The following is a 22570-nucleotide window of genomic DNA, read 5'->3' as shown; positions in this document are numbered from 1 at the left end:
GCGGATCGCCGCGTCGCGTAAACTTCGGCAGTACCCGGGCCTCTCCGCGTACGACGTGTGTCAACGGAAGGCGTCAGTCAAGTGCCGGTGATCGTGTTGGTCGGCGCCCAGTGGGGCGACGAGGGCAAGGGCAAGGCCACGGACCTCCTGGGCGACCGGATCGACTACGTGGTCAAGTTCAACGGCGGTAACAACGCCGGCCACACAGTCGTCATCAAGGGCGAGAAGTACGCCCTGCACCTGCTCCCCAGTGGCATCCTCACCCCCGGCGTGACCCCGGTGATCGGCAACGGCGTCGTGGTCGACCTCGCGGTGCTCTTCGAGGAGATCGACGGCCTCGAGGCCCGCGGCATCGACACCTCGCGCCTGCGGATCAGTGCGAACGCCCACGTCATCGCGTCGTACAACCGGACGCTGGACAAGGTCAGCGAGCGCTACCTGGGCGCCCGGCGGATCGGCACCACCGGCCGCGGCATCGGCCCGACGTACGCCGACAAGATGAACCGGCTCGGCGTCCGCATCCAGGACCTCTTCGACGAGTCGATCCTGCGCCAGAAGGTCGAAGCCGCCCTCTCGTTCAAGAACCAGGTGCTGTCGAAGATCTACAACCGCAGCGCGATCAAGCCCGAAGAGGTCATCGCCGAGCTGCTCTCCTACACCGAGCGGCTGCGCCCGATGGTCGCCGACACCGCGCTGGAGCTCTCCCAGGCTCTGGACAACGGCAAGGTCGTGCTCTGCGAGGCCGGCCAGGCCACCCTGCTGGACGTCGACCACGGCACGTACCCGTTCGTCACCAGCTCGAATGCCACCGCCGGCGGCGCCTGCACCGGCTCCGGCATCCCGCCGACCCGGGTCGACCGGGTCGTCGCGGTGCTGAAGGCGTTCACCAGCCGGGTCGGCGAGGGCCCGTTCCCCACCGAGCTGCACGACGAGGTCGGCGATTATCTGCGTGAGGTCGGTCACGAGTACGGCACCACGACCGGCCGTCCCCGCCGCATCGGCTGGCTCGACCTGGTGATGGGCCGGTACGCGCAGCGGATCAACGGCGTGACCGACTTCGCCCTGACCAAACTGGACAATTACGACGGGCTGGACGAGATCCCGGTCTGCGTGGCGTACGACGTGAACGGGGTGCGGCACGACGAGATGCCGTACAGCCAGAGCGACTTCCACCACGCCACCCCGATCTACGAGACGCTGCCCGGCTGGAAGAAGGACATCAGCGGCGCCCGCAGCTTCGACGAGCTGCCGGAGAACGCCCAGCGCTTCGTCGAGTTCGTCGAGGAACGCATCGGTGCGCGGATCTCCGTGGTCGGCGTCGGCCCGGGCCGCGAGGAAGTCATCGAGCGGCACTCGGTGCTGAGCGAGGCCTGAGCCGTGTACGACGTCATCGTGCTCAGCCTGGCCGAGGGTGGCGGCTCGGCCGCGGGTGCCTGCGGTGCGGCGTGCGGCGGCTGCGGCTCCGCCGAGAAGGAGATTTGCGACACTCCGCGCGTACCGGTGCTGAAGTGCGTGGATGCACTCACCGCGGCCGGCGCGCGGGTCGAGACCGTGACCGCATCCTCGGATGCGGAGATCGACGCGGTCATCGCCCGCTTCGACGCGCCGGCGCGCCCGGACGGCCTCGCCTGGCCCGACCAGGAGAGCAAGCTGCGGCTGGTCGTCGCGACCGCGACGGACGGCCAGCTGCGGGCGGTGATGCGCCGGCTGGTCCGGCGGTACGCGCCCCCGCCGAGCAAGCGCCCCGCCGACCTCGCCGACGACCGCACCGTGCCGGACCTGCCGCCGGTGGCGATCCTGCCGCTGGACCCGGCCAACAGCACCGACCTGGCCGCCCAGCTCGGCCTGCCCCGCGACCCGGCCGCAGTCGCCGCAGCTGTGCTCGGCGGCACGGTTCGGCGGCTCGACCTGCTGCGCAACGACGGTGGCTCGGTGACCGTGGACGGCGCGCTGGTCGGGGGCGCCGACGACGCCGGGGCGGCGGTGCCATGGCGTGGTCGCATCGAGGTTGATGACGCCGTACTCTCCGACGGCACCGACCAGATCATCGCCTGCGCGATCGGCAACGCCGGCGCCTACGCCGAGTTCGACGGCCTGCCGCTGCTCGGCACGCCGGACCCGGCCGACGGCCGGGTCGAGGTCGCGGTGGCGGTCCCGGTGCTGGTCAAGCAGCTGTTCAAGAAGCCGAGGGTACGGGTGGAAGTGCGCCGCGCCCGGGGCCGCGCCGTGTCGGTCCTGCCCCGCGACGGTGAGCTGCAGTTCCTCGACGACGGCGTGGCCGGGACGATGAATCGCAAACGCTCGTGGTGGACCGAGCCCGGCGCCTGGGCGGTGTACGCGGGATGACGCGTTGTGCGAGTCTGAACTAGCACTCAGGTACGAATCGTTGGATATACGGGGAGGTCGCATCCGTGGAGGACGAGAACGCCGACCGCGTCTACGTCCCGGGTACGAACGGCACGCCACCCGACCGGGACGTCGAGCCGTTCTGGCCGCCGGAGGAGTTGAACGCTCCGGTGCACGGTGGCAAGCCGGTGCCCCGGGACGCACCGCCGGCTTTCCCGCTCCCGCCGGCCCCGCCGGTGACCGCGCCGCAGCAGGGCGACCCGAGCGTCTACCGGCCGGTGGACCGCGTGGTGACGCCGCCGCCGGCGCCACCGATGTACCACCAACAGCCGCCTCAGGTCGCCCAGCCGCAGGTCCCTCAGCCGCAGGTGCCCCAGCAGCCGATCCCACGGCCGGCGCCCGGCCCGGACGGCAGTGGGGCTCAGCCCTGGCCCAACATCCCGCCCCGCACCGGAGCCTCCGCGGCACCCGATTCGGGACACTTCTCGGCGTCCGCGCACGTTCCGCCGCCGCTGACCACGTCGGACGGTTTGCCCCATAGCGCGGGCGGCGCGGCACCGGTCAGCGGAGGGCCGCGCCCCGACGGACCCTCGATCACCGCCCACGGACCGGCCCTCAGCGCGCCGGTCAGCGGAGGGCCGGGGCCCGACCGGCCCTCGATGGCCCATGGGCCGGACTCGAGCGCGCCGATCAGTGGTGGACCGCGTCCTGACGGGCCGTCGGCGGCGGACTCGCCCTGGTCGCAGCCGCCGCAGCGGCCGGCCCAGACCGACGGAGGTTCGGTGCCCGGGCCCCGAAGCGGAACGGACGCATCCGGGGCGGTGCAGCGGAACGGTGCTGTGTCCAGCTCCGGGCCGGCGCACTTCCCGACGGTGACGCCGCGGCAGAGCCCCGAGAACGCAGACGAGCAGCACGCGGGTGCGGTCTACCGGCCCGGACCAGTCGGCCCACAGCTGGGTGCCGGACAAACCGGCGCTGGACAGGCCGGTGGTGTCGGCCCGAGCGGCGGTGGCCAGAGCGGCGGTATCGGTCAGGCCGGCGGTGCCGGGCAGACCGGTATTGCCGGGCAGAGCGGCGCCGTTCCGCAGACCGGTTCACGCCAGAGCGGCGCGGCGCCGGTGTCGGTGCCGCCGCATCAGGCGCCGAACCAGACCGGACCCCACCATGGAGGCCCGCCGGCACCGCATCAGCCCGGACCCCAGCAGGGAGGCCCGCCGGCACCGCATCAGCCCGGTCCCCACCAGGCAGGACCGAGCCGAACAGGTGCAGCCGTGCCCGGCCCGACCCCACCCGGACCGCCCCTGACAGGCCCAGCCGTGCCCAGCCCTCACCACCCCGGCCCCAATCAGGCCGGCCCGCACCAGGCCGCGCCGCACCAGCCCGGACCGAATCAGCTCGGCCCGCACCAGGCCGGACCGAACCAGGCCGGACCGAACCAGGCCGGACCGAACCAGGCCGGACCGAACCAGGCCGGACCGAACCAGGCCGGGATCCACCAAGCGGGACCGGTGCCACCCGGCCCGACCCCACCCCACCAGGGCCAGCCCCACCAAGGCCAGCCGGCTCCATGGCCGGTGGAGCAGCAGCCCCGGACCGCCAACGGCCAGCCACCCCCGGTCCCCGGCCCGTTCCCGCCGACCATGGACCCCCGGGCCGCCTCGCCGCACCCGCAGGCCCAGCAGCCACCACGGCAAGGTGAGCAGGCCCCCGGCCCGAACCAGCAGCCCCCACCCGTCGACCCCTACCAGCAGCTGCCGTGGGTGTCGGACGGCACGCCCACCGCGGAGGAGTTCGCCCGGCGGCGGCTGGCCAAACCGGCCGAGCCCACCGCCACCATGGGCGCCCGGGCCATGCTCCAGAAGGGCACGATGGGCCTGGTCCGGCTGGCGCCGGGCAAGCGCGAGCAGGAGTACAAGCAGGACGTCGAGATGGTCCGGCGGAACTTCGGCGGGCTGCGGCAGGTCACCGTGGTCAACCCGAAGGGCGGCGCCGGCAAGACCGTCGCGGTGCTGCTGCTGGCGATGACCTTCGGGCAGAAGCGCGGCGGCTACGTGCTGGCCTGGGACAACAACGAGACCCAGGGCACTCTCGGCATGCGGGCGCAGCAGGACTTCCATGCCCGGACGGTGCGGGACATGATGCGGGACCTGCATCTGTTCCGGGGTTCGCACGGCCGGGTCGGTGATCTGAGCCAGTACGTGCGGGCGCAGGGCGAGGGCATGTTCGACGTGCTCGCCTCCGACGAGTCGGCGACGGCGGGCGAGATGCTCACGGCCAGCGCGTTCGCCGAGATCCGGGAGATCGTCAGCCGGTTCTACAAGCTGATCTTCGTGGACACCGGCAACAATGTCCGGGCCCAGAACTGGCAGGCGGCGATGGATGCCACCGACCAGCTGGTGATCACGATGTCCGCGCGTAACGACTCGGCCGAGACGGCGGCGCGGATGCTGGACCATCTGGAGCAGAGCGGCCGGCAGCGGCTGGTCCGCCAGGCGGTCAGCGTGGTGACGATGCCGCCGACCCGCAAGGACATCGACCTGCCGGCGATCCAGCGGCACTTCGCGGCCCGTACCCGCGCGGTGCTGCTGGCCCCGTACGAGAAGTTGATCGACTCGGGTGAGCCGCTGCGGTACGGCCACCTGTCCAACGGCACGCGCGACTCCTGGCTGAAGATCGCCGCCGCGGTGGCCGAGGGGCTTTAAGGAGGATCGGGCCAGGCCGGAGGTTTCCGGCCTGGCCCGGCCGATCAGGTCAGGGCGTCGGCCGCCGCCGGGTCGCTGTCGCGGAGGAACTGGGCGCACCGGGCTGCCTCGTCCGATTCGCCGATCTGGGCCGCCGCCAGTGACAGGGCGTGCAGGCACCGCAGGAAGCCCTGGTTCGGCGCGTGCGACCACGGCACCGGCCCGTGGCCCTTCCAGCCGTTGCGGCGCAGGGCGTCGAGCCCGCGGTGGTAGCCCGTGCGGGCGTACGCGTAGGCAGTGACCGGCTGCTTCTCGGCCAGGGCGCTCTCGGCCAGCGCAGCCCAGCCACCGCTGGATGCCGGGAAGCGGGCCGCGACGGTCTTGTAGGCGTCGTCGGTGCCGGCCCGCTTCGCTTCGGCCAGGGCCGCGTCGGCCTCGGTGTCGGCGGGGAGGCGGGTGGCCGGCGGCTCGGGAAGGAGGTTCTGCATGGGCCTATTCAACCGCGCCGGTGGCCGGTTTCCGGTGGTGGGTTGGTGAATGTCACCTTCGCTGGTCCCAGACGTCACCTAGTGCATGCAGCCTGTCGGCGTACTCGATGCGCTCCTGCCAGGCCGCCGGCCAGGCCCCCAGGCCGAGCGCCGCGCCCGCGAAGCCGCCGGCCAGGCAGGCGATGGAGTCCGAGTCGCCGGAGGAGGCCGCGCCCCGGCCCAGCACGGTGACCGGCTCGTCCGGGGTGAGCAGATAGCAGTACAAGGCCGTGGCCAGCGCTTCCTCGGCGATCCAGCCGGCCCCGGTGACCAGGCACGGGTCGCCGCCGGCGTCGCCGCGGCGCAGCGCGTCCGCCACCCGGTCGAGCGCCGCGGCGTTCTCGTCCCAGCCCTCGGAGATGAACTCCTCGGGTGATGCCACCGCCGGGCGCTGCCACAGGTCGCCGAGCCAGTCCTCGTGGTAGACCCGCCGCTGGTCGGCGCAATGCGCACGCAGGCGGGGCAGCAGATCCGGCGGGGGCAGGCCGTCGCTCAGCCAGCGCACCGCGAACGCCGTCAGCTCACTGGCCGCCAGGCCCGTCGCGTGCCCGTGGGTGAGGCCCGCCTGCAGCTGGGCGGCGCCGGCGCGCTGGGCGTCGGTGAGCCCGGGCATCAGGCCGACCGGGGTGACGCGCATGTTGGCGCCGCAGCCCTTCGAGTGAATCTGTGAAGCCCGCTGCCAGGGCCGGCCGTCCGCTAGGTCACCGCATGCGCGCAGGCACGTCATGCCCGGGGCGCGGTTGTTGTCCGGGCTGATCGCCCAGTCCAGGAACGCCTGCCGCAGCACCGGTTCGAAGCTCGCCGGGGTCAGCGGGCCCGCCGCCACCAGGGCTTCGCCGACCGCCAGCATCATCTGGGTGTCGTCGGTGACCAGCGCCGGATCACCGGTCAGCTCGCGCGGCCCGCCCGGCCCGTACGCCGCGACGATCGTCTCGTAGTCCTGGAATTCGGTCGGCTTGCCGAGCGAGTCCCCGTACGCCAACCCGAACAGCGATCCCGACGCCTTTTTCACGGTGGCTACCCTACGGTGATGCCCGGTGATCCCCTGCAGCCCGTGTTCGGTGGCGAGACGCCGTTCGACGCCACCGCGTCCGAGATCGAGTCGCGCGCCGAACTCGACACCCACCTGGCCAAGCGGTCGCTGGCCGGACTGATCGTGCTCGGGCTGCGGCTCGACGAGCAGTCGCCCGACTTCACCGGCGTCGACGTGAGCGAGACTCTGTTCGTCGGTTGCCGGCTCGCCGGTCCCGACGTCGAGATGGACCTCATCGCCCGGGGCGCGCACCTGGTGCCACCGTTCGCGGCACGGCCCTATCCGACCCATCCGGCGCACCTGTACACGCCGGAGGAGCTGGCCCAGGGGTTCGAGCGGGACGGCTTCGCGGGCATGTACGACACCCGCGTCTACGAGCACTTCCTGGCCCACGGCAGGGCGGCGCCCGATCTGCGTGAGGCGATCGGGCAGCGGCTGCACGACGCCGGTATCGACAACGCACTGGGCAAGGCGCTGGCCGCGTGGGTCGGCGGGCACGACGCCCGGGGCGCGGTCGGGATCATGGGCGGGCACGCGGAGCCGCGCGGGTCGGCCGCGTACCGGATGGCCGCGACGCTGGCGTGGCGGCTGGCCGAGGCGGGCCGGTTGATCGTGACCGGTGGCGGGCCCGGGGTGATGGAGGCGGCGAATCTGGGTGCCTACTTCGCCGACCGGACGGCGGACGAGCTGGCCGCGGCGATCGATCTGCTCGCGCCCGCGCCGAAGTTCATGGACCACGACCCGTACACGGCGGCGGCGCTGGCGGTGCGGGCGGCGTACCCGGCACCGGCCGCGACGGACGTGGTCGGCCGGCTCACCCACGGCGGCCTGGCCCTGCCCACCTGGCTGTACGGCCACGAGCCGGCGAACCTGTTCGCGGGCCAGATCGGCAAGTACTTCTCCAACGCCGTCCGGGAGGACACCATCCTGCGCCTGGCCCGCGGGGGCATCGTCTTCGCCCCGGGCTGGGCCGGCACGGTCCAGGAGGTGTTCCAGGCGGCGACGAAGACCTTCTACCGCACCGACGGCCCGTCCGGCGCGTTCGTCTTCCTGGGTGTCGAGCACTGGTCGGCATTGCCGGTCGAGGCGCTGCTCCGGCCGCTGCTGGCGCGTTCACCGCACGGCGACCAGTCGGATCTGATCGTGGTCACCGATTCCGTCGACGAGGCGATGGCGGCGCTCACGCACTGATCAGGACAGGTCGATCTGGTACGTCTGCCCGATGAGCTCGACGCCGAAGCTGTGGTGGGCCTCCTCGTCGACCAGAGTGAAGCCGCGGCTGAGGTAGATGGCGCGCGCCGCGGTCAGCGGATCATTGGTCCACAGCCGCATGGTCCGGTAGCCGGCGTCGCGGGCGAACTCCAGGCAGGTGTCCACCAGGCGCCCGCCCAGGCCGTGCCCGCGTCCGTCGGGGTGGACGAGCAGCAGCCGCAGCTGTGCCGTCGGCTCCGGCCCGGCGACGCAGAACACACAGCCCACGCGCCGGCCGTCGACCTCGGCCAGCCAGGCGGCTTCCCGCTCGGCGTCGTGGCTCGAGGCGAAGTCCGCGACGATCCGCGCGACCAGGGCCTCGAAGCTGGGGTCCCAGCCGAACTCGCCGGCGTAGATCTCGCCGTGGGCCGCGATGACCCAGCCCAGGTCGCCCGGCTGACCCAGACGCCGGATCACCGCCTCCGATGCGCTCATGGCGTCCTCCCCCAGTTGACTGAAACGACTGTTTCAGTCACCATAGCGGAGTGTCGGCCCGACGTGCTGAGCTGCTGGAACGCGCCTACCACCACGTGCTGGCCCACGGCCTGGCGGACATGTCGCTACGGCCGCTGGCCACGGCCGTCGGGTCGAGCCCTCGCGTCCTGCTGCTGCTGTTCGGCAGCAAGGACGGCCTGGTCCGCGCACTGCTCGACCGGGCCCGCAGCGACGAGCTGGCCATGCTCGAGCGGCTGCCGGCCACCGGCGACCCCGTGGCGGAGATCTGGCAGTGGCTGGCCGTCCCCGAGCACCGGCCGTTGCTCGTGCTGTGGGCCGAGGCGTACGTCCGCTCGCTGGTCGACCCCGCGGGGCCGTGGGCCGACTTCGCCCGCGCCACCGTGCAGGACTGGCTCGCCGTGCTGACGGCCGGGCGACCCGGGACCGAGCAGGCCACCCTCACCCTCGCGGTGCTGCGCGGAGCGTTGCTGGATCTCCTGGCCACCGGCGACGTCGAGCGCACGTCGGCGGCGGTGGAGATGCACCTCAACGGCGGCGCTTGAGGGTACGGGCGTAGTCCTGGAACCGGGCCTTGGCGATCACACCGCGATCGTTGCTGCGCAGCACGATGCCCTCGGCCCCGCCCGGCGCCCCGGCGTCCAGCCGCACCCGCGACTCCGGCAGCTGCGCGGCCAGCCAGGCGCTGGTCTTGTCCAGGTCGGTCGGCAGCTCGGCGGCGTCCACAGTGAACAGCCGCGGCGTCAGCTCGAGCCCGGCATCGCGGGCGGCACCGGCCAGCTCCTGCTCGGCGAGGAAGGTCTGCCCGCCGCCGTCACGCCACGCGGCGATCCGTTCGGCCGGCCAGCCGAGCTGCTCGGCCGGGTCGCGCAGGACGAGCACGTCGAAGCACCGCCAGCCGTACCGGGTGGGGTCGGTGGTGTACTGCTTGGCAGCCGCGCCCACCTTGCCGCCGTAGAGCTCGACGTAGATCACCCTGATCTCGTCACCGGCGACGGGCGCGAGCGCTTCCACGACCGGCTTGAGCGCCGCGACGATGCCCTGCGACGGGTTACCGATCAGGTCCCCCTTGGCGTGCAGCAGTTCCTCCCGCGACCCGAGCAGCCAGCCACCACCGGGCGTCAGGATCATCCTGGCGTTCGTGCCGTCGACCTTCTCCGTGCCCACGACCGGCCCGGAGAAGACCACGGCCTCGTCCTGCAAGCCGCCGTTGCGCGCGTCGAGCAGGTGGTAGGTCGGGATCGACGGGTACTTGGTCAGGGAGTTGAGGGCCCGCAGGTCCACTCGGCGGAGATCCATACCGGCATTGAAGCGGTGCGGCGCACCCGCCGCAAAGTCATTACGGCTCAGGTGGCAGGCGTGCCGCACACTGCGGTCATGGTGACGATCCTTTTCGTTCTGGGCCTGGCGGCAGCCGTCGGCTTCGCGGTCTGGACCAGCCGTCGCACGACCGGGACACGCCCGTCCGCCGGCAATCGCTACCTGGGTGGCTCAGGCGGCTTCGGCCTGTCGAACAACTACGGAGACACGCACCACCGCGACTACTCCGGGGACGGAGGTGGCGGCTGGTCCGGCGGAGACGGCGGCGGCTGGTCCGGGGGCGGAGACGGCGGCGGTGGCGGAGGAGGAGGCGGCGGCGGGAGCTAGAGCTGTACTGCTCACGGACCAGGGCCAGCCCCCGGCCGGTCAGGCGACGTGCACGCGGCGCCAGCTGTGCACCGGCAGGTCCATTTCCGGTACGTCGGTCAGCCCGTTCTCGTCCATCGCGTTGAAGACCGCCAGTCGTGCCCCCTCGAAGAGGAACTCGACCGCGTGCAGCACCCGGGGCCGCCACTCCTTGATCGTGGTCCGTTCGATGATGTTGACCTCGCGCAGCATCCGGCCGCGGGCGTTGCGCAGCGCCGCGTGCGGGTCGGCCCGCCAGTCGAGCTGGATGCCGGTCGCGTACCACTCGATCGGGGCGCTCATGTCGACCTGGTCCCACGTGATTGCACACTCGTCGAACTTGCGGTGCGTGATCTCGACGTTGGTGCCGCCGAAGCCGAGGATCACCGGGCCGTCGGCGAACCAGCCGCGCTCGGACATGTCCCACATCAGCCAGCCACCGACCAGTTGACGGCCGATGAGCCGGGCGAACCGTGCTCTGTGGACGGCGGCGAGGGCTTCGGCGTCGTGGTGCCACTCGGGTTCATACCCCTCGATGCCGAGCATGATCACCGCCCTCTTCCGGACAAGACGACGATCGTACCCACGCCTCTGCGTAGTCCTGCAACACGAGAACGGCCGGCCCCCACGTACGGGGACCGGCCGTTCTCGACAAGATCACTTGAGGAGCGAGGTGCCCGTCGAACGCAGGTGCTCGCAGGCCTCGACAACCCGCTTGGCCAGGCCGTCCTCGGCCAGCTTGCCCCACGCGCGGGGGTCGTACTGCTTCTTGTTGCCGACCTCGCCGTCGATCTTCAGCACGCCCTCGTAGTTGCGGAGCATGTGGTCGACGACCGGGCGGGTGAAGGCGTACTGCGTGTCGGTGTCGATGTTCATCTTGACCACGCCGTAGTCCAGGGCGCCGTGGATCTCCGACAGCAGCGAGCCGGAGCCGCCGTGGAAGACCAGGTCGAACGGCTTCTCCTTGCCGTACTTGGCGCCGACGGCCTCCTGGATCTCCTTGAGGATCTCCGGGCGCAGCTTGACGTTGCCGGGCTTGTAGACGCCGTGCACGTTACCGAACGTGAGCGCCGTCATGTACCGGCCCTTCTCGCCCAGGCCCAGCGCGGCGGCGGTGGCCAGGCCGTCCTCGACCGTCGAGTAGAGCTTGTCGTCGATCGCGGCGGAGACGCCGTCCTCCTCGCCACCGACCACGCCGACCTCGATCTCGAGGATGATGTGCGCGGCGGCGGCCTGCGCGAGCAGCTCCTCGGCGATCTGCAGGTTCTCGTCGACCGGCACGGCCGAGCCGTCCCACATGTGCGACTGGAACAGCGGCGCCTTGCCGTTGGCGACGCGCTCCTTGGAGAGGGCGAGCAGCGGGCGCACGTACGCGTCGAGCTTGTTCTTCGGGCAGTGGTCGGTGTGCAGCGCGATGTTGACCGGGTAGTTCCTGGCGACCTCGGTCGCGTACTCGGCCAGGGCGACCGCGCCGGTGATCATGTTCTTGACCGTCGGGCCCGAGGCGTACTCGGCGCCGCCGGTGGAGATCTGGACGATGCCGTCGCTGCCGGCCTCGGCGAAGCCCTGCAGGGCCGCGTTGAGCGTCTGCGAGGACGTCACGTTGATCGCGGGGTACGCGAACGCGCCGGACTTGGCGCGGTCGAGCATCTCGGCGTAGACCTCGGGGGAAGCGATGGGCATCGGTGCGCTCCTTGATCTCAGAAATGCGAAGCAGAGGGCAGGACCGCGCTGTCCTCCAGCAGGCAGTATTCCGCAGCGGGGGACGGTCACGGAAATCGCCCCGGGACCCGGGCGCCGGTTTGCGTGCCGGACGCGGCGGGGACGGTGCAGCATGAGGGAGTGCCCGCGACGTGAAGGGAGCCGGCCATGACCTACCCGCAGAACGAGCGTGACCTGGAAACACCCGAGGGCGACGCGGCCGAGCAGGCCGCAGTGGCCGATCCGAACTGGGCCGACGACGCCGACGAGCCCGCAGTGAGCTCGTCCCTCGAGGCGCCGGAATGGGACGCCCAGGAGCAGGGGCGCAGCGTGCCCCTCGACGACGACTACCGCTGAGCCCTATTTCACGATGTATGCCGGATTTGCCGCGATCCACGCCGCGAGCGTGTCGTCGCGGAGCGCGGTGTACAGCGACGGACCGACGCGGGCATAGATCTGCTCCCGGCCGTTGGCCATGCCGTGGAACGTGCGTTCGCTGATCCCGATCGGCGAGCCGGGCGAGTTCAGCGAACCGGCCACCCGCAGCAACGCGGCCGGGTCACCGGTGATCTCCAGACCGTCCCGGGCCGCGGTGAACAGCGCGTGCACGCGGGCGGGATCGGTGACGGTCCCGTCCGCGGCCAGCTTCCCGGCCAGCGCCCGCAGGAAGAGCTGGGTGTTGCGGTCACGGTCGTAGCTGCCGTTCCGGAGGCCGTAGCGGGCCTGCAGCACCGGTCCGACGTCGTCCGCGGTCAGCTGCTGACAGCCCTTCGGGTACGTCTTGTCGTTGTGCACCGATTTGATGGCCTGCGGCAGGCACACCCGTACACCACCGACGGCCGCGGTGACGGCCCGCAGCGCCCGGAAGTCGACCGTCACGGTCGCGTCGAAGGTGACTCCGGTCAGCTCGGAGACGGCCTTCCCGGTGAGCTCCGGGCCACCGGAGAGAAGTGTCTCGCTCAGTTTGCTCCGGGCCCCGCCCGGCAGCTTCACCTCGCCGTCGCGCGGCAGGCTGACCAGGTAGGCCCGGGTGCGGTCGGTCGGCACGTGGATGATCATGACCGTGTCGGCCCGGCGGTTCCGGTCCGGCCAGCGCAGCCTGTTGTCGCTGCCCAGCAGCAACACGTCCAGCGGGCCGGCCGGAGCCGGCTCAGCCGCGAGGAACTCGGCGGTGGGCACCGACGGTGACGAGCCGTGGTGCCACCGGTCCAGGATCACCGGGACCGCGGAGCCGGCCATCAGCACAGCCACGGCCGCCCCGGTAGCCCGGCGGATCAGGCGGCGGCGTCTGGCGCGTACCGAAGCCACCTCGATGCCGGCCCGCACCGGGCCGACGGCCGGGGTCAGGGCCTCGTGCCGCTCGAACGTGGCCCGCAGCTCTTCCTCGATCGGGGTCATCGGGCCTCCACGAACTCGGTGCGGAGCGTGGCGAGCGCTCGTGAGATGGACGAACGAACCGTCCCGACGGCACAGCCCAGCACCTCGGCGATGTCGGCGTCCGGAAGATCCTCGTAGTAGCGCAGGACCAGTGCCGCGCGCTGCTGGCGCGGGAGCCGGGCCAGCATGCCCCAGACCCGGTCCCGCTCGGCCGTCTCGTCGGCGTGGTCGAAGGGCACCGCGCGGACGGGGTCGGGCTCGGCGCGCAGCAGCACCCGCCGCAGCCAGGAGCCCCGGCGCAGGTCGATGAACTGGTTGGTCAGCATCTTGCGGACGTAACCGTCCGGGGAGTCGCTGCCGGCGACCCGGCGCCAGTTGAGCTGGACCCGGACCATCGTCTCCTGCACGAGGTCCTGCGCCGTGTGCTGGTCACCGGTGAGCATGACGGCATAGCGCAGCAGAGCGCCGAGCCGGCTGTCGGCGAACTCCTCGTAGGTCACGGGCACCTCCGCTCCTACGACGGGTACCGACCCGCGAATCATTGCGCCGGGCGTCAAATCAGTCGCTGCCGATTGCCCCGCGCTGCCATCATCAGCCGGTGCTGCTCACCGTGACGACCACCCACCGGCCGGCCACCGACCTCGGTTACCTGCTGGTCAAGCACCCCGACAAGGTGCATTCCTTCGACGTGCCCACCGGTACGGCCCACGTCCTGTTCCCGGACGCAGCCGAGGACCGGTGCACCGCCGCGCTGCTGCTCGACGTCGACCCGCAGCGGCTCGGTGCCGCGCGCGGCGGTCGCAAGCAGCAGTCGGCGCCGGAGTCGTTCGCGCTGGGCCAGTACGTCAACGACCGCCCGTACGCGGCGTCCAGCCTGCTCGCCGGCGCGCTGGCCAAGGTCTTCCGCAGCGCCCTGCGCGGCGAGTCCAAGGACCGCCCGGAGCTGGCCGGCGCGACCCTCCCGCTGGAGATCCATGTGCCGGTGCTGCGCTGCCGGGGCAGCGCGGCGGCCCTGTTCGAGCCGCTGGGCTGGACGGTCACCGCGACGCCGATCCCGCTCGACGACGTGCCTCCGGGACATCCCCTGGACGGCGACAGCCCGTACGTCGACCTCACCCTGACCGGGACCCTGCGGCTGGCCGACGCGCTCAACCACCTGTACGTGCTCCTGCCCGTCCTCGACGACGCCAAGCACTACTGGGTGGCGCCCGACGAGATCGACAAGCTGCTGCGCGCGGGCGAGGGCTGGCTGTCCGCCCACCCCGAGAAGGTGCTGATCACCCGCCGCTATCTGGCCCACCGGCGATCGCTGGCGGCCAGCGCGCTGGAGCAGTTGGACCGGCTGGACCCGGACTCCGTCGACGCACCGGCCGACACGGCAACCGACGAGGAGGCCGAGCTGCCGGTGGCCCGCAAGCAGTCGCTCGCCGAGCAGCGGCGCGACGCCGTCGTCGCCGTGCTGGCCGAGTCCGGCGCGACCCGGGTGCTGGACCTGGGCTGCGGCCAGGGTGCACTGCTCGGTGCCCTGATCAAGGACCGTCGGTACACGCGGATCGTCGGCACCGACGTGTCCTCGCGCGCCCTCGACCTGGCCCACAAGCGCCTGCGGCTGGACCGGGTGCCCGAGCGGCAGCGGGACCGGGTGACGCTGTGGCAGTCGGCGCTGACCTACCGCGACGACCGGCTCCGCGGCTTCGACGCCGCAGTGCTGATGGAGGTCATCGAGCACGTCGACCCGCCGCGCCTGCCCGCGCTGGAGGCGTCGGTGTTCGGCCACGCGAGCCCGGCGACGGTCGTCGTGACCACCCCGAACGTCGAATACAACGGCCTGTACGAGGGCCTGACCGGGATGCGGCACTCGGACCACCGCTTCGAGTGGACCCGGGCCGAGTTCCAGGAGTGGGCCACACGTACCGCGTCCGCGCACGGCTACCGGGTGAGCTTCCGGGGCGTGGGCGACGAGGACGAGAAGGCCGGCACTCCCACCCAGCTCGCCGTGTTCGTGAAGGAGGAGGCATGACCCGGATCGACATCCCGGAGCTCGCGCTCGTCGCGCTGGTCGGCATCTCCGGATCCGGCAAGTCGACCTTCGCCGGGCAGCACTTCAAGCCCACCCAGGTGCTCTCCTCGGACTACTTCCGCGGCCTGGTCGCGGACGACGAGAACGACCAGTCCGCGTCCGCCGACGCCTTCGACGTGCTGCACTACGTGGCCGGCAAGCGGCTGGCCGCCGGACGGCTCACCGTCGTGGATGCCACCAACCTGCAGCCGCACGCCCGGGCCGGGCTTGTCAAGGTGGCCCGCGAGCACGACGTGCTGCCGGTGGCCGTGGTCCTGGACGTGCCCGAGGCGCTGGCCTGGGAACGCACCCAGGGCCGGGCGGACCGTACCTTCGGCCGTCACGTCCTCAACCGCATGCATCGCGACCTGCGCCGCTCGCTCGGGCAGCTGGCCCGGGAGGGGTTCCGCAAGATCCACGTGCTGCGCGGCGAGGAGGAGATCGCCGCCGCCTCGATCCGCTACGAGAAGCTGTTCAACGACAAGCGGGAGGTCACCGGCCCGTTCGACATCATCGGCGACGTGCACGGCTGCCGCGCCGAGCTGGAGACGCTGCTGGAAACCCTCGGGTACGCCCTGACCCGCGACGACTCCGGCCGTCCGGTCGGTGCTGTGCACCCGCAGGGCCGTACCGCGGTCTTCGTCGGTGACCTCGTCGACCGCGGCCCGGACTCGCCCGGCGTGCTGCGCCTGGTCATGGGCATGGCCGGGGCCGGCACGGCGATCTGCGTGCCCGGCAACCACGAGCAGAAGCTGGCCCGCAAGCTCAACGGCCGCAACGTGCAGCTCACCCACGGCCTGCCCGAGACCCTCGAGCAGCTCGCTCGCGAGGACGAGGCGTTCACCGCCGAGGTCCGTACCTTCATCGACGGCCTGGTCAGCCACTATGTGCTGGACGGCGGCAAGCTGGTGGTGGCACACGCCGGCCTGAAGGAGGCCTACCAGGGCCGCGCCTCCGGCCGGGTCCGCTCCTTCGCGCTGTACGGCGAGACGACCGGCGAGACCGACGAGTACGGCCTCCCGGTCCGCTACCCGTGGGCCCGCGACTACCGCGGCTCGGCGGCGGTCGTCTACGGCCACACGCCGACCCCGGAACCGGAGTGGATCAACAACACCATCTGCCTCGACACCGGCTGCGTCTTCGGCGGCAAGCTGACCGCGCTGCGCTGGCCGACCCGCGAGCTGGTGTCGGTCCCCGCCGCCCGGGAGTACTACGCCCCGGCCCGCCCGCTGGTCCCGGTCGACACCAAGCCCGACGAGGGCCTGGACCTGGCCGACGTCACCGGGCGCCGGCACCTCGACTACGGGTACGGCCGCACCACGGTCGCCGCGGAGAACGCCGCCGCGGCGCTGGAGGTGATGAGCCGCTTCGCGCTGGACCCGGCCACGCTGGTCTGGCTGCCGCCGACGATGGCGCCGTGCTCGACGTCGACGCTCGAGGGCTACCTCGAACACCCGGCGACGGCCTTCGCGGACCTGCGGTCGGCCGGGGTCGGGACGGTGGTGTGCGAGGAGAAGCACATGGGCTCACGGGCGGTGGTCCGGGTCTCGCGGTCCGGGGCCGGGGACGCCATCTGGACCCGTACCGGGCGGCCGTTCTTCGACGCCGAGCGCAACGCCACGCTGCTGGCCGGCGTGCGCGCGGCGGCCGGGAAGGTCTTCACCGAGCTGGACACCGAGTGGCTGCTGCTCGACACCGAGCTGCTGCCGTGGTCGGCCAAGGCCGGCGGCCTGATCCGCGAGCGGTACGCGGGCGTCGGCGCGGCGGGACGCGCCGCGCTGCCGGCTGCCCTGTCGGTGCTGGAACGGGTCGCCGGGCGCGGCCTCGACGTCACGGAGCTGCGCGCGCGGCTGGAGCTGCGGGCGACGGAGATCGAGGGCTACTCGGCGGCGTACCGGGCGTACGTGCAGCCGACCGAGGGGCTGACCGGCGTGACGCTGGCGCCGTTCGCGGTGCTGGCCGGGGCGGGCGTCTCGTACCGGGACAAGGATCACGGCTGGCACCTGGACCTCGCTGACAAGCTGGTCGCGGCGGATCCGGTGCTGTTCACGCCGACCCGGCGGATGGTGGTGGAGCTGGGCGATCCGGCCGCGGAACGGGCCGCGACCGACTGGTGGCTGGCGCTGACCGCGGCGGGCGGCGAGGGGATGGTGGTGAAGCCGTACGGCGGCCTGGGCGAGACCGACGCCAAGGGCCGGCTGGTGCAGCCCGGGGTGAAGTGCCGTGGCCGGGAGTACCTGCGGATCATCTACGGCCCGGAGTACACCCGTCCCGAGCAGCTCGACCGGCTGCGGCAGCGGTCACTGGGCCGTAAGCGTGGCCTCGCGCTGCGCGAGCACGGCCTGGGCCTGGCAGCGCTGGACCGGCTGGCCGAGGGCGCCCCGCTGTGGCGGATCCACGAGATGGTCTTCGCCGTTCTCGCCGCCGAATCCGAGCCGGTCGACCCGCGGCTCTGACCTCAGCGCTCCTCGTCGGGCACCCGCGCCACGCCGCGGGCCGGGTGCCGGACGCTGGTCGGGTATTCGTTGGGGTCGCCCAGGCCGTCGATGTCGGGCGCGGGCCGGCCATCGACGTCGGCCTCCGCCGGGTCGACGCCGATCGCCAGCGCCCGGCGGCGGGCCAGGAGCCGCCGGACCACGAGGAAGACCACGAACGCGACACCGAGCGCCAAAACCACCTTGCTCACCGGGCTGAGGTAACCCTCGACGCGGTCCCAGTTGTCGGCCAGGGCATAGCCGGCGCCGATCAGCGCGGCGTTCCAGATACCGCTGCCGACAGCGGTGAAGGCCAGGAACTTGGGCAGGGGCATCCGCGCCACGCCGGCGGGCAGGGAGATGAGACTGCGGATGATGGGGATACAGCGGGCGACCAGGACGAGCCAGCTGCCGTACCTGGTGAAGAGCGCGTATCCGCGTTCCACGTCCGCCCGGGTGGCCAGGATGAACCACCGCTTGCCGGCCAGGGCGTGCAGGCGGTCGTAGCCGAGCCAGGCGCCGAGATAGTAGAGGACCAGTGCGCCGACGAGGGCACCGATCGTGGCGGTGGTCCAGACGGCGAAGACGTTCAGGTCGCCGTCGCGGGCCCGGAAGCCGGCCAGCGGCAGGATCAGTTCGGACGGGATCGGCGGTACGACCGTCTCCAGGAACAGCAACAGGCCGACGCCGACCGCGCCCAACGCGTCGACGAGCCGGAAGACCCAGTCGGTGATCCAGTCGGTGATACCACCCATGCTGAGTCCATCTCCTCACCTGACCGGCAGCCGCGCCTGGGCCACCCTGACGCACCAGGGTACGGTCCCAGCGTTGCACTGCGTTGCGAGCGGGTCGGGCCGGCCGACCCGCTCGCCGGTCGCCGGTCAGAAGTGCCCGGCGACCATCATGCAGTGACGGCGCTCGAGTCGTGCAGCCGGTCCAGGAACTCCTCCGGGACTTCGCGGAGGCTGTCCAGCCGGCCCAGGGCCAACGCCCGGTAGGTCAGCGCCGCGGCCTCTTCCAGATTGCGGGCCCGTTTGTGGGCCAGCTCGACCGAGTCGGCCATGACCACACAGCCGTGCTGGCTGAGCACCAGGCAGTCCGTGCCGTCGGCCGCCATCGCCGCCGTCAGCGCCGCCACCTCGGCGCTGCCCGGCAGGCGGAACGGCACGGTGGAGACGCGCTTCAGGTAGAAGGCGTGGTCGGTTGTCACGATGCGGATGTGCTCACCGAGCGCATCCAGGAGCAGCGCCGTCTGCGGGTGCAGGTGGACCACCGCGTTCACGTCCGGGCGGGCGCGGTACAACGCCAGGTGGAGGGCGATTTCACTGGTCGGTGCTGTGCGTGGGGCCGGTAGCGTGCCGACGGTCGCGGGCGCGCCGTCGGAGATGCGTACCGGTGCGAAGCTGGTCCGGCTGAGTCTGTCCAGCCAGGCACCGCTCGCGGTGACCCAGCAGGCGTCCTCGTCGGGGATCCGGGCGGACAGATTGCCGCCGGAGCCGCAGACCAGTCCGGCCTGGACCACGTCGTAGCCCACGTGCGCGAGCTGGTCGCGCAGATCGCCGGGCACGTAGTTCAACCCGTCAACTCCTCGGGTCCGGGGGGTGGATCCTGATGGAGGTGGCCCGCCTGGCGTCACGCCCCATGAACGGTGACGCCAGGCTTGGTCGGGTCTGCTCAGCGGGCCTTTTTGGTGGCCCGCTTGCGCGGCGGGGTCAGCAGGTCCGCGATCGTCGCGATCGCGCTGGGGACCAGCCGGTAGTACGCCCACACGCCGCGCTTCTCACGCTCGAGCAGGCCGGCCTCCGTCAGGATCCGCAGGTGGTGACTCACGGTCGGCTGCGACAACCCCAGCGGGGCCGTCAGGTCGCAGACGCACGCTTCACCGTCCGTAGCGGACTGGATGAGGCTGAGCAGCCGCAACCGAGCAGGATCGGCGAGTGCCTTCAGCACTCCCGCCAGTCGCTCGGCATCGGCACGTTCAATAGGCTCGCCGGCAAGCGGCGAGATCTGAGGCATTGTCATTTCCGCCAACGCAGTTCCCACGATCTCCATCCTTCCACCAACTGCATCGATTCTCCTGCATGTGCGCAGGAACGAACCGGCTAACTTTCAGGCCGTAAGGCCGAGATCGGTCGAACGGTAGGCCGATCGGTACGACTGTCCGGCACCCCGCACGGGCAGCGTCCGCACTCCGATCCACCATTCCGCGACACCGACTTCGGTCTCTGCCTCCTGCAACGCCTCAGTCGCCGTCAGGTCGCTGGTCAACGTCGTCGGGCTCTCGATCCCCGCCCCCGGAGTGAGCCGCCCCACATTGTTGATTCACGATCCGTTCCGCGGCCGTCCCGACGCCCGCCCGGTCGTCGGAACTGTCCTGGTACTGCACGGTCACACGGCGTGGGTCGACTTCACAGTCAACTTCACGACCCGATGAAAGCACGACACAACGCTGCGCGACGGGCAATTCAGTGATGAATTTACGCAGGTCGTGATGGGCTTCCATCACATCGAGCGTACTGGCTGCCGCAAAACTGGAACGTTCTGCCCCGCCGGGGCGGAAAGGAACTATTGACCCACGGCAAAGCCCGGCCCCCACAGTAAATATTCTTAACTGAGGGACCCCGCGCACCCCGTTTCGGACAGGTATAGACGCAGCTCAAAGCACCTTTCCGCCACACCCCGCCCGGGGCGGCACCCAGCGACGGTCATCGAACGAGTACGCACCGACACCGTTGTCATCGCGTCACGTCTGCCCGTCCAGCGCAAAACCCGCACCGAGCGGCAAGCCGGAAACGCCCGGACAGCCGAAACCAGCGCATCCTCGTCCGTCAACGGTACCCGTTCGGGTGACGCACAACCGTCGATGCCGCCAAGCCCGTCAGCTGGAAGGACGTGACCAGTACTCATCATCGGGGCCGGGCCCGGCCGGCGGTTCGCCCGCTGCGGACGGCATCGGCGACCCCGTGGGGGGATGCGGCGAGCCGGAACCCCCCGTTGGTGGCGCCGGGTAACCACCCGTTGGTGGCGGCCCGTAACCGGCCGGTGGCGGCGGAAATCCCCCGGGAGGGCCGTAGCCCGCAGGACCGTTCGGCGCCGCGCCGTAGCCCGGTGTGCCGCCGGCCGGAGGGCCGTAGCCCGGGGCGCCGAAGGTGGGGGTGCCCGGCTGTGGGGCCGCGAAGGGATCCGGCGGCACCGGCTTGGGGGCGCGGCCGAAGAACGTGCCCGGGCTGGCCAGCAGCAGCACGCCGACGAGGACGTAACCGAGCATCTGCGCGATCGCCAGTGCCACGTTCAGCGGGATCCACGAGCCCGGATACGCGTCGGACAGCGCGGCGGACAGCGAACCCTGCACCGGGTCACCGGCGCGCTCCACGGCCACTGTGACGGTCGTCGCACAACCGGCCAGCAGTCCGAGCCCGGCGACGACCCAGGTGGCGATCCGGGCAGCGTTGCTGCCCCGGCGCAGACCCAGCGCCAGCACGACGTAGAGCGCGAAGAGGATCACGGCGAGCACCGCACCGAGGGCGGCACCGATCCAGACCACTGTGACGAAACCGTCGACGTCCACGCTGTTCGCCCCGCCGGCGGCGGCGCGGAACCGGTCCACCGTGCCGGGGGCGACGGCCAGCGTCGCGATCGCGTAGGCCAGGCCGGCCACCGCCATGACGATCAGCAGGATCGACGCCGACGCCACCGACACCGGCCGGCGGGGGGCGGTGGTGGTGGGGGCCGGTGCGGCTGCCGGCGGCTGCATTGCGTACGACATGGACGTCTCCCGGGTGATCCGTTGCGGACGAACCTACCTGGACGCGCGACGCGCCGCCGGGATACCCGGCGGCGCGCGATGCAGCGGTCAGGCGGGATCGGTCGGCGACCGGCCCGGCTTGTCGTCGGAGGGCGGTGACGACGGGGGCGGCGACGGCGGGCTCCACGGATCGGTGGGCGGCACGCTGCCGGTGTGCGGGTCCCCGCCGGTGGTGTCCCGGGCGGAAACCGCGCCGCCGTCGGTGGCGGGCGGCGGGGTGGTGTCGCTAGCGCCGCCGGGCGGGGAGCTCTGCGGATACGGCGGCTGCCCGCCCGTGCCCGGATAGGGCGGCTGACCGGGCTGACCCGGGTACGCCTGGCCCGGATAGGGCTGACCCGGCTGACCCGGCTGGCCGGGGTAGCCCTGGCCGGGCTGCCCCGGGTACGTCGGGTACGGCGACTGGCTCGGGTAACCCGGGTACGCCGCAGGCTGGCCCGGGTAGCCCGGGTACGGGTTCAGCGGGTCCCACGTGGCCTGCGGCTTGCGGAAGTACGCGTTGGCGGCCGGCAGCGCCAGCAGGATCACCGCGCCCAGCAGCGCCAGCACGACCAGCACGGTCAGCAGCATGGTGATCGGGTCGAACCAGCCGGGCATCTCGTCGGAGAGCCGCGCCTCGACCTCGCTGGCGCTGGGCCCCGAGGTGTTTCCGGTGTCCAGATTCATCCCGCTGGTCGCCGCGTTGCCGAGCAGACCGAAGCCGTTGCAGCAGAGGAAGATGCCGCCCACCACCCAGGTGGTGATGCGGGCACCCTGCTTGCCGCGGTTGTTGTAGATCGCCAGGATGGCCAGCCCGGCGGCGAAGAGGATGTTGATCACGACGCCGATCACGCTGGCCGCCACGATGACGCTCTCCGTGCCGGCGCCCGCGGTATCGGCGTAGAGGTCGGAATAGACGCGCTGGATGGTGCCGATCGTGGTCAGCGAGAGCACCGCGGAGATGATCGAGGCAGCCGCGGTGAAGTAGAGCAGGTAAGACGAGACGGTCACGACCGTCGGACGTGATCGCGGTGCGGTCGTTCCCGGGTACATCGGCTCAGACACGGCGCTACCTCCTAGATCCACCACGGTATCGGGCGGCTGCCAGATCCGTCGACCGGCCGACACCGGCCCCCCACCTGTGGCAACATCGCCCGATGTACGACGAAATCGCATGAAACACGTCGCTCGTTCAGGGGGACGACAGAAGTCGAAAGCGACC

General features: G+C 71.7%; 23 protein-coding genes. 9 read left to right on the top strand and 14 right to left on the bottom strand.

What is annotated here, in order from left to right; genetic code table 11:
* Window positions 1-81: 81 nt before the first annotated feature.
* The 3 genes from Aau02nite_RS34790 to Aau02nite_RS34780 all read left to right on the top strand — a co-directional run bounded on the left by Aau02nite_RS34790 (window position 82) and on the right by Aau02nite_RS34780 (window position 5048).
* Entirely contained in the window at window positions 82-1374 is a 1293-nt protein-coding gene (locus Aau02nite_RS34790; protein ID WP_212992864.1) for an adenylosuccinate synthase, read from the top strand.
* A gap of 3 nt (window positions 1375-1377) precedes the next feature.
* The gene (locus tag Aau02nite_RS34785; protein ID WP_212992863.1) at window positions 1378-2346 is read left to right on the top strand and encodes a diacylglycerol kinase family protein; all 969 of its coding nucleotides are present in this window, start codon (window positions 1378-1380) and stop codon (window positions 2344-2346) included.
* A gap of 1574 nt (window positions 2347-3920) precedes the next feature.
* The gene (locus tag Aau02nite_RS34780) at window positions 3921-5048 is read left to right on the top strand and encodes a MinD/ParA family ATP-binding protein (RefSeq protein WP_212992862.1); all 1128 of its coding nucleotides are present in this window, start codon (window positions 3921-3923) and stop codon (window positions 5046-5048) included.
* 44 nt (window positions 5049-5092) lie between these two features.
* Here the strand turns inward: Aau02nite_RS34780 and Aau02nite_RS34775 are convergent, their stop codons facing one another.
* Together Aau02nite_RS34775 and Aau02nite_RS34770 are read right to left on the bottom strand one after the other, a co-directional pair.
* Entirely contained in the window at window positions 5093-5515 is a 423-nt protein-coding gene (locus Aau02nite_RS34775; RefSeq protein ID WP_212992861.1) for a DUF3151 domain-containing protein, read from the bottom strand.
* Between the two features lie 52 nt (window positions 5516-5567).
* Window positions 5568-6566, bottom strand: coding sequence for an ADP-ribosylglycohydrolase family protein (locus Aau02nite_RS34770; protein WP_212992860.1), 999 nt, complete (start codon window positions 6564-6566; stop codon window positions 5568-5570).
* Between the two features lie 18 nt (window positions 6567-6584).
* Between Aau02nite_RS34770 and Aau02nite_RS34765 the strand changes: the two genes are divergently transcribed.
* On the top strand, window positions 6585-7778 hold the full coding sequence (locus Aau02nite_RS34765) for an LOG family protein (RefSeq protein ID WP_212992859.1): 1194 nt from the start codon (window positions 6585-6587) through the stop codon (window positions 7776-7778).
* Here Aau02nite_RS34765 and Aau02nite_RS34760 read toward each other — a convergent pair whose 3' ends face one another.
* Window positions 7779-8273, bottom strand: a complete 495-nt coding sequence (locus Aau02nite_RS34760) for a GNAT family N-acetyltransferase (RefSeq protein ID WP_212992858.1) — start codon at window positions 8271-8273, stop codon at window positions 7779-7781.
* 50 nt (window positions 8274-8323) lie between these two features.
* Here Aau02nite_RS34760 and Aau02nite_RS34755 point away from each other — a divergent pair, with 50 nt between their 5' ends.
* A complete protein-coding gene (locus Aau02nite_RS34755) occupies window positions 8324-8836 on the top strand; it encodes a TetR/AcrR family transcriptional regulator (RefSeq protein WP_246595658.1) in 513 nt (170 codons plus the stop codon).
* On the opposite strand, the gene Aau02nite_RS34750 is transcribed toward Aau02nite_RS34755, so the two are convergent.
* Complete coding sequence (locus tag Aau02nite_RS34750; RefSeq protein WP_212992857.1) at window positions 8820-9590, bottom strand: RNA ligase family protein; 771 nt, start codon at window positions 9588-9590, stop codon at window positions 8820-8822. The two genes, Aau02nite_RS34755 and Aau02nite_RS34750, sit on opposite strands and share 17 nt — an antisense overlap.
* 78 nt (window positions 9591-9668) lie before the next feature.
* Here Aau02nite_RS34750 and Aau02nite_RS34745 point away from each other — a divergent pair, with 78 nt between their 5' ends.
* The gene (locus Aau02nite_RS34745) at window positions 9669-9938 is read left to right on the top strand and encodes a hypothetical protein (protein ID WP_212992856.1); all 270 of its coding nucleotides are present in this window, start codon (window positions 9669-9671) and stop codon (window positions 9936-9938) included.
* Window positions 9939-9977: 39 nt separating this feature from the next.
* Here Aau02nite_RS34745 and Aau02nite_RS34740 read toward each other — a convergent pair whose 3' ends face one another.
* Together Aau02nite_RS34740 and fbaA are read right to left on the bottom strand one after the other, a co-directional pair.
* Entirely contained in the window at window positions 9978-10502 is a 525-nt protein-coding gene (locus tag Aau02nite_RS34740) for a hypothetical protein (protein WP_212992903.1), read from the bottom strand.
* A 111-nt stretch (window positions 10503-10613) separates the two neighbouring features.
* Window positions 10614-11639 carry a class II fructose-bisphosphate aldolase gene (gene fbaA / locus Aau02nite_RS34735; protein WP_212992855.1) on the bottom strand — a complete coding sequence of 342 codons (1026 nt, stop codon included), beginning with the start codon at window positions 11637-11639 and terminating at the stop codon, window positions 10614-10616.
* Window positions 11640-11825: 186 nt separating this feature from the next.
* Here fbaA and Aau02nite_RS34730 point away from each other — a divergent pair, with 186 nt between their 5' ends.
* Window positions 11826-12014, top strand: a complete 189-nt coding sequence (locus Aau02nite_RS34730; RefSeq protein ID WP_212992854.1) for an Rv3202a family protein — start codon at window positions 11826-11828, stop codon at window positions 12012-12014.
* Between the two features lie 3 nt (window positions 12015-12017).
* Here the strand turns inward: Aau02nite_RS34730 and Aau02nite_RS34725 are convergent, their stop codons facing one another.
* Together Aau02nite_RS34725 and Aau02nite_RS34720 are read right to left on the bottom strand one after the other, a co-directional pair.
* Window positions 12018-13055, bottom strand: coding sequence for an LCP family protein (locus Aau02nite_RS34725; protein WP_212992853.1), 1038 nt, complete (start codon window positions 13053-13055; stop codon window positions 12018-12020).
* On the bottom strand, window positions 13052-13534 hold the full coding sequence (locus tag Aau02nite_RS34720) for a SigE family RNA polymerase sigma factor (RefSeq protein WP_212992902.1): 483 nt from the start codon (window positions 13532-13534) through the stop codon (window positions 13052-13054). The genes Aau02nite_RS34725 and Aau02nite_RS34720 overlap by 4 nt, the downstream gene beginning before the upstream one ends.
* 98 nt (window positions 13535-13632) lie before the next feature.
* Here Aau02nite_RS34720 and Aau02nite_RS34715 point away from each other — a divergent pair, with 98 nt between their 5' ends.
* Together Aau02nite_RS34715 and Aau02nite_RS34710 are read left to right on the top strand one after the other, a co-directional pair.
* Window positions 13633-15054 carry a 3' terminal RNA ribose 2'-O-methyltransferase Hen1 gene (locus tag Aau02nite_RS34715; protein WP_212992852.1) on the top strand — a complete coding sequence of 474 codons (1422 nt, stop codon included), beginning with the start codon at window positions 13633-13635 and terminating at the stop codon, window positions 15052-15054.
* Window positions 15051-17549 carry a polynucleotide kinase-phosphatase gene (locus Aau02nite_RS34710; RefSeq protein ID WP_212992851.1) on the top strand — a complete coding sequence of 833 codons (2499 nt, stop codon included), beginning with the start codon at window positions 15051-15053 and terminating at the stop codon, window positions 17547-17549. Before Aau02nite_RS34715 ends, Aau02nite_RS34710 begins: the two co-directional genes overlap by 4 nt.
* A gap of 2 nt (window positions 17550-17551) precedes the next feature.
* Here Aau02nite_RS34710 and Aau02nite_RS34705 read toward each other — a convergent pair whose 3' ends face one another.
* From Aau02nite_RS34705 to Aau02nite_RS34680, 6 genes are all read right to left on the bottom strand, one after another.
* Window positions 17552-18322 carry a DedA family protein gene (locus tag Aau02nite_RS34705; RefSeq protein WP_212992850.1) on the bottom strand — a complete coding sequence of 257 codons (771 nt, stop codon included), beginning with the start codon at window positions 18320-18322 and terminating at the stop codon, window positions 17552-17554.
* 146 nt (window positions 18323-18468) lie between these two features.
* Window positions 18469-19134 (bottom strand): class II aldolase/adducin family protein, encoded by a 666-nt coding sequence (locus Aau02nite_RS34700; RefSeq protein ID WP_281421101.1) that lies wholly within the window; start codon window positions 19132-19134, stop codon window positions 18469-18471.
* A gap of 107 nt (window positions 19135-19241) precedes the next feature.
* The gene (locus Aau02nite_RS34695; protein WP_092549981.1) at window positions 19242-19619 is read right to left on the bottom strand and encodes an ArsR/SmtB family transcription factor; all 378 of its coding nucleotides are present in this window, start codon (window positions 19617-19619) and stop codon (window positions 19242-19244) included.
* Between the two features lie 190 nt (window positions 19620-19809).
* On the bottom strand, window positions 19810-20070 hold the full coding sequence (locus Aau02nite_RS34690) for a hypothetical protein (RefSeq protein WP_246595657.1): 261 nt from the start codon (window positions 20068-20070) through the stop codon (window positions 19810-19812).
* Window positions 20071-20445: 375 nt separating this feature from the next.
* Window positions 20446-21333, bottom strand: a complete 888-nt coding sequence (locus Aau02nite_RS34685; protein ID WP_212992848.1) for a hypothetical protein — start codon at window positions 21331-21333, stop codon at window positions 20446-20448.
* Window positions 21334-21420: 87 nt separating this feature from the next.
* A complete protein-coding gene (locus Aau02nite_RS34680; protein ID WP_212992847.1) occupies window positions 21421-22359 on the bottom strand; it encodes a hypothetical protein in 939 nt (312 codons plus the stop codon).
* Window positions 22360-22570: the final 211 nt, after the last annotated feature.

The sequence above is a fragment of the Actinoplanes auranticolor genome (assembly GCF_018332655.1).
Classification (GTDB): Bacteria; Actinomycetota; Actinomycetes; order Mycobacteriales; family Micromonosporaceae; genus Actinoplanes; species Actinoplanes auranticolor.
Note: the sequence above shows the minus strand (reverse complement) of the source record. Positions and strands in the feature narration are given on the sequence as shown.

Coding starts and splice junctions, on each gene's coding strand:
- Aau02nite_RS34775 (WP_212992861.1), bottom strand. CDS start 5,515: ATGCAGAACCTCCTTCCCGAGCCGCCGGCCACCCGCCTCCCCGCCGAC.
- Aau02nite_RS34765 (WP_212992859.1), top strand. CDS start 6,585: ATGCCCGGTGATCCCCTGCAGCCCGTGTTCGGTGGCGAGACGCCGTTC.
- Aau02nite_RS34760 (WP_212992858.1), bottom strand. CDS start 8,273: ATGAGCGCATCGGAGGCGGTGATCCGGCGTCTGGGTCAGCCGGGCGAC.
- Aau02nite_RS34750 (WP_212992857.1), bottom strand. CDS start 9,590: ATGGATCTCCGCCGAGTGGACCTGCGGGCCCTCAACTCCCTGACCAAG.
- Aau02nite_RS34745 (WP_212992856.1), top strand. CDS start 9,669: ATGGTGACGATCCTTTTCGTTCTGGGCCTGGCGGCAGCCGTCGGCTTC.
- Aau02nite_RS34740 (WP_212992903.1), bottom strand. CDS start 10,502: ATGCTCGGCATCGAGGGGTATGAACCCGAGTGGCACCACGACGCCGAA.
- fbaA (WP_212992855.1), bottom strand. CDS start 11,639: ATGCCCATCGCTTCCCCCGAGGTCTACGCCGAGATGCTCGACCGCGCC.
- Aau02nite_RS34730 (WP_212992854.1), top strand. CDS start 11,826: ATGACCTACCCGCAGAACGAGCGTGACCTGGAAACACCCGAGGGCGAC.
- Aau02nite_RS34725 (WP_212992853.1), bottom strand. CDS start 13,055: ATGACCCCGATCGAGGAAGAGCTGCGGGCCACGTTCGAGCGGCACGAG.
- Aau02nite_RS34710 (WP_212992851.1), top strand. CDS start 15,051: ATGACCCGGATCGACATCCCGGAGCTCGCGCTCGTCGCGCTGGTCGGC.
- Aau02nite_RS34705 (WP_212992850.1), bottom strand. CDS start 18,322: ATGGGTGGTATCACCGACTGGATCACCGACTGGGTCTTCCGGCTCGTC.
- Aau02nite_RS34695 (WP_092549981.1), bottom strand. CDS start 19,619: ATGGAGATCGTGGGAACTGCGTTGGCGGAAATGACAATGCCTCAGATC.
- Aau02nite_RS34690 (WP_246595657.1), bottom strand. CDS start 20,070: ATGGAAGCCCATCACGACCTGCGTAAATTCATCACTGAATTGCCCGTC.
- Aau02nite_RS34685 (WP_212992848.1), bottom strand. CDS start 21,333: ATGTCGTACGCAATGCAGCCGCCGGCAGCCGCACCGGCCCCCACCACC.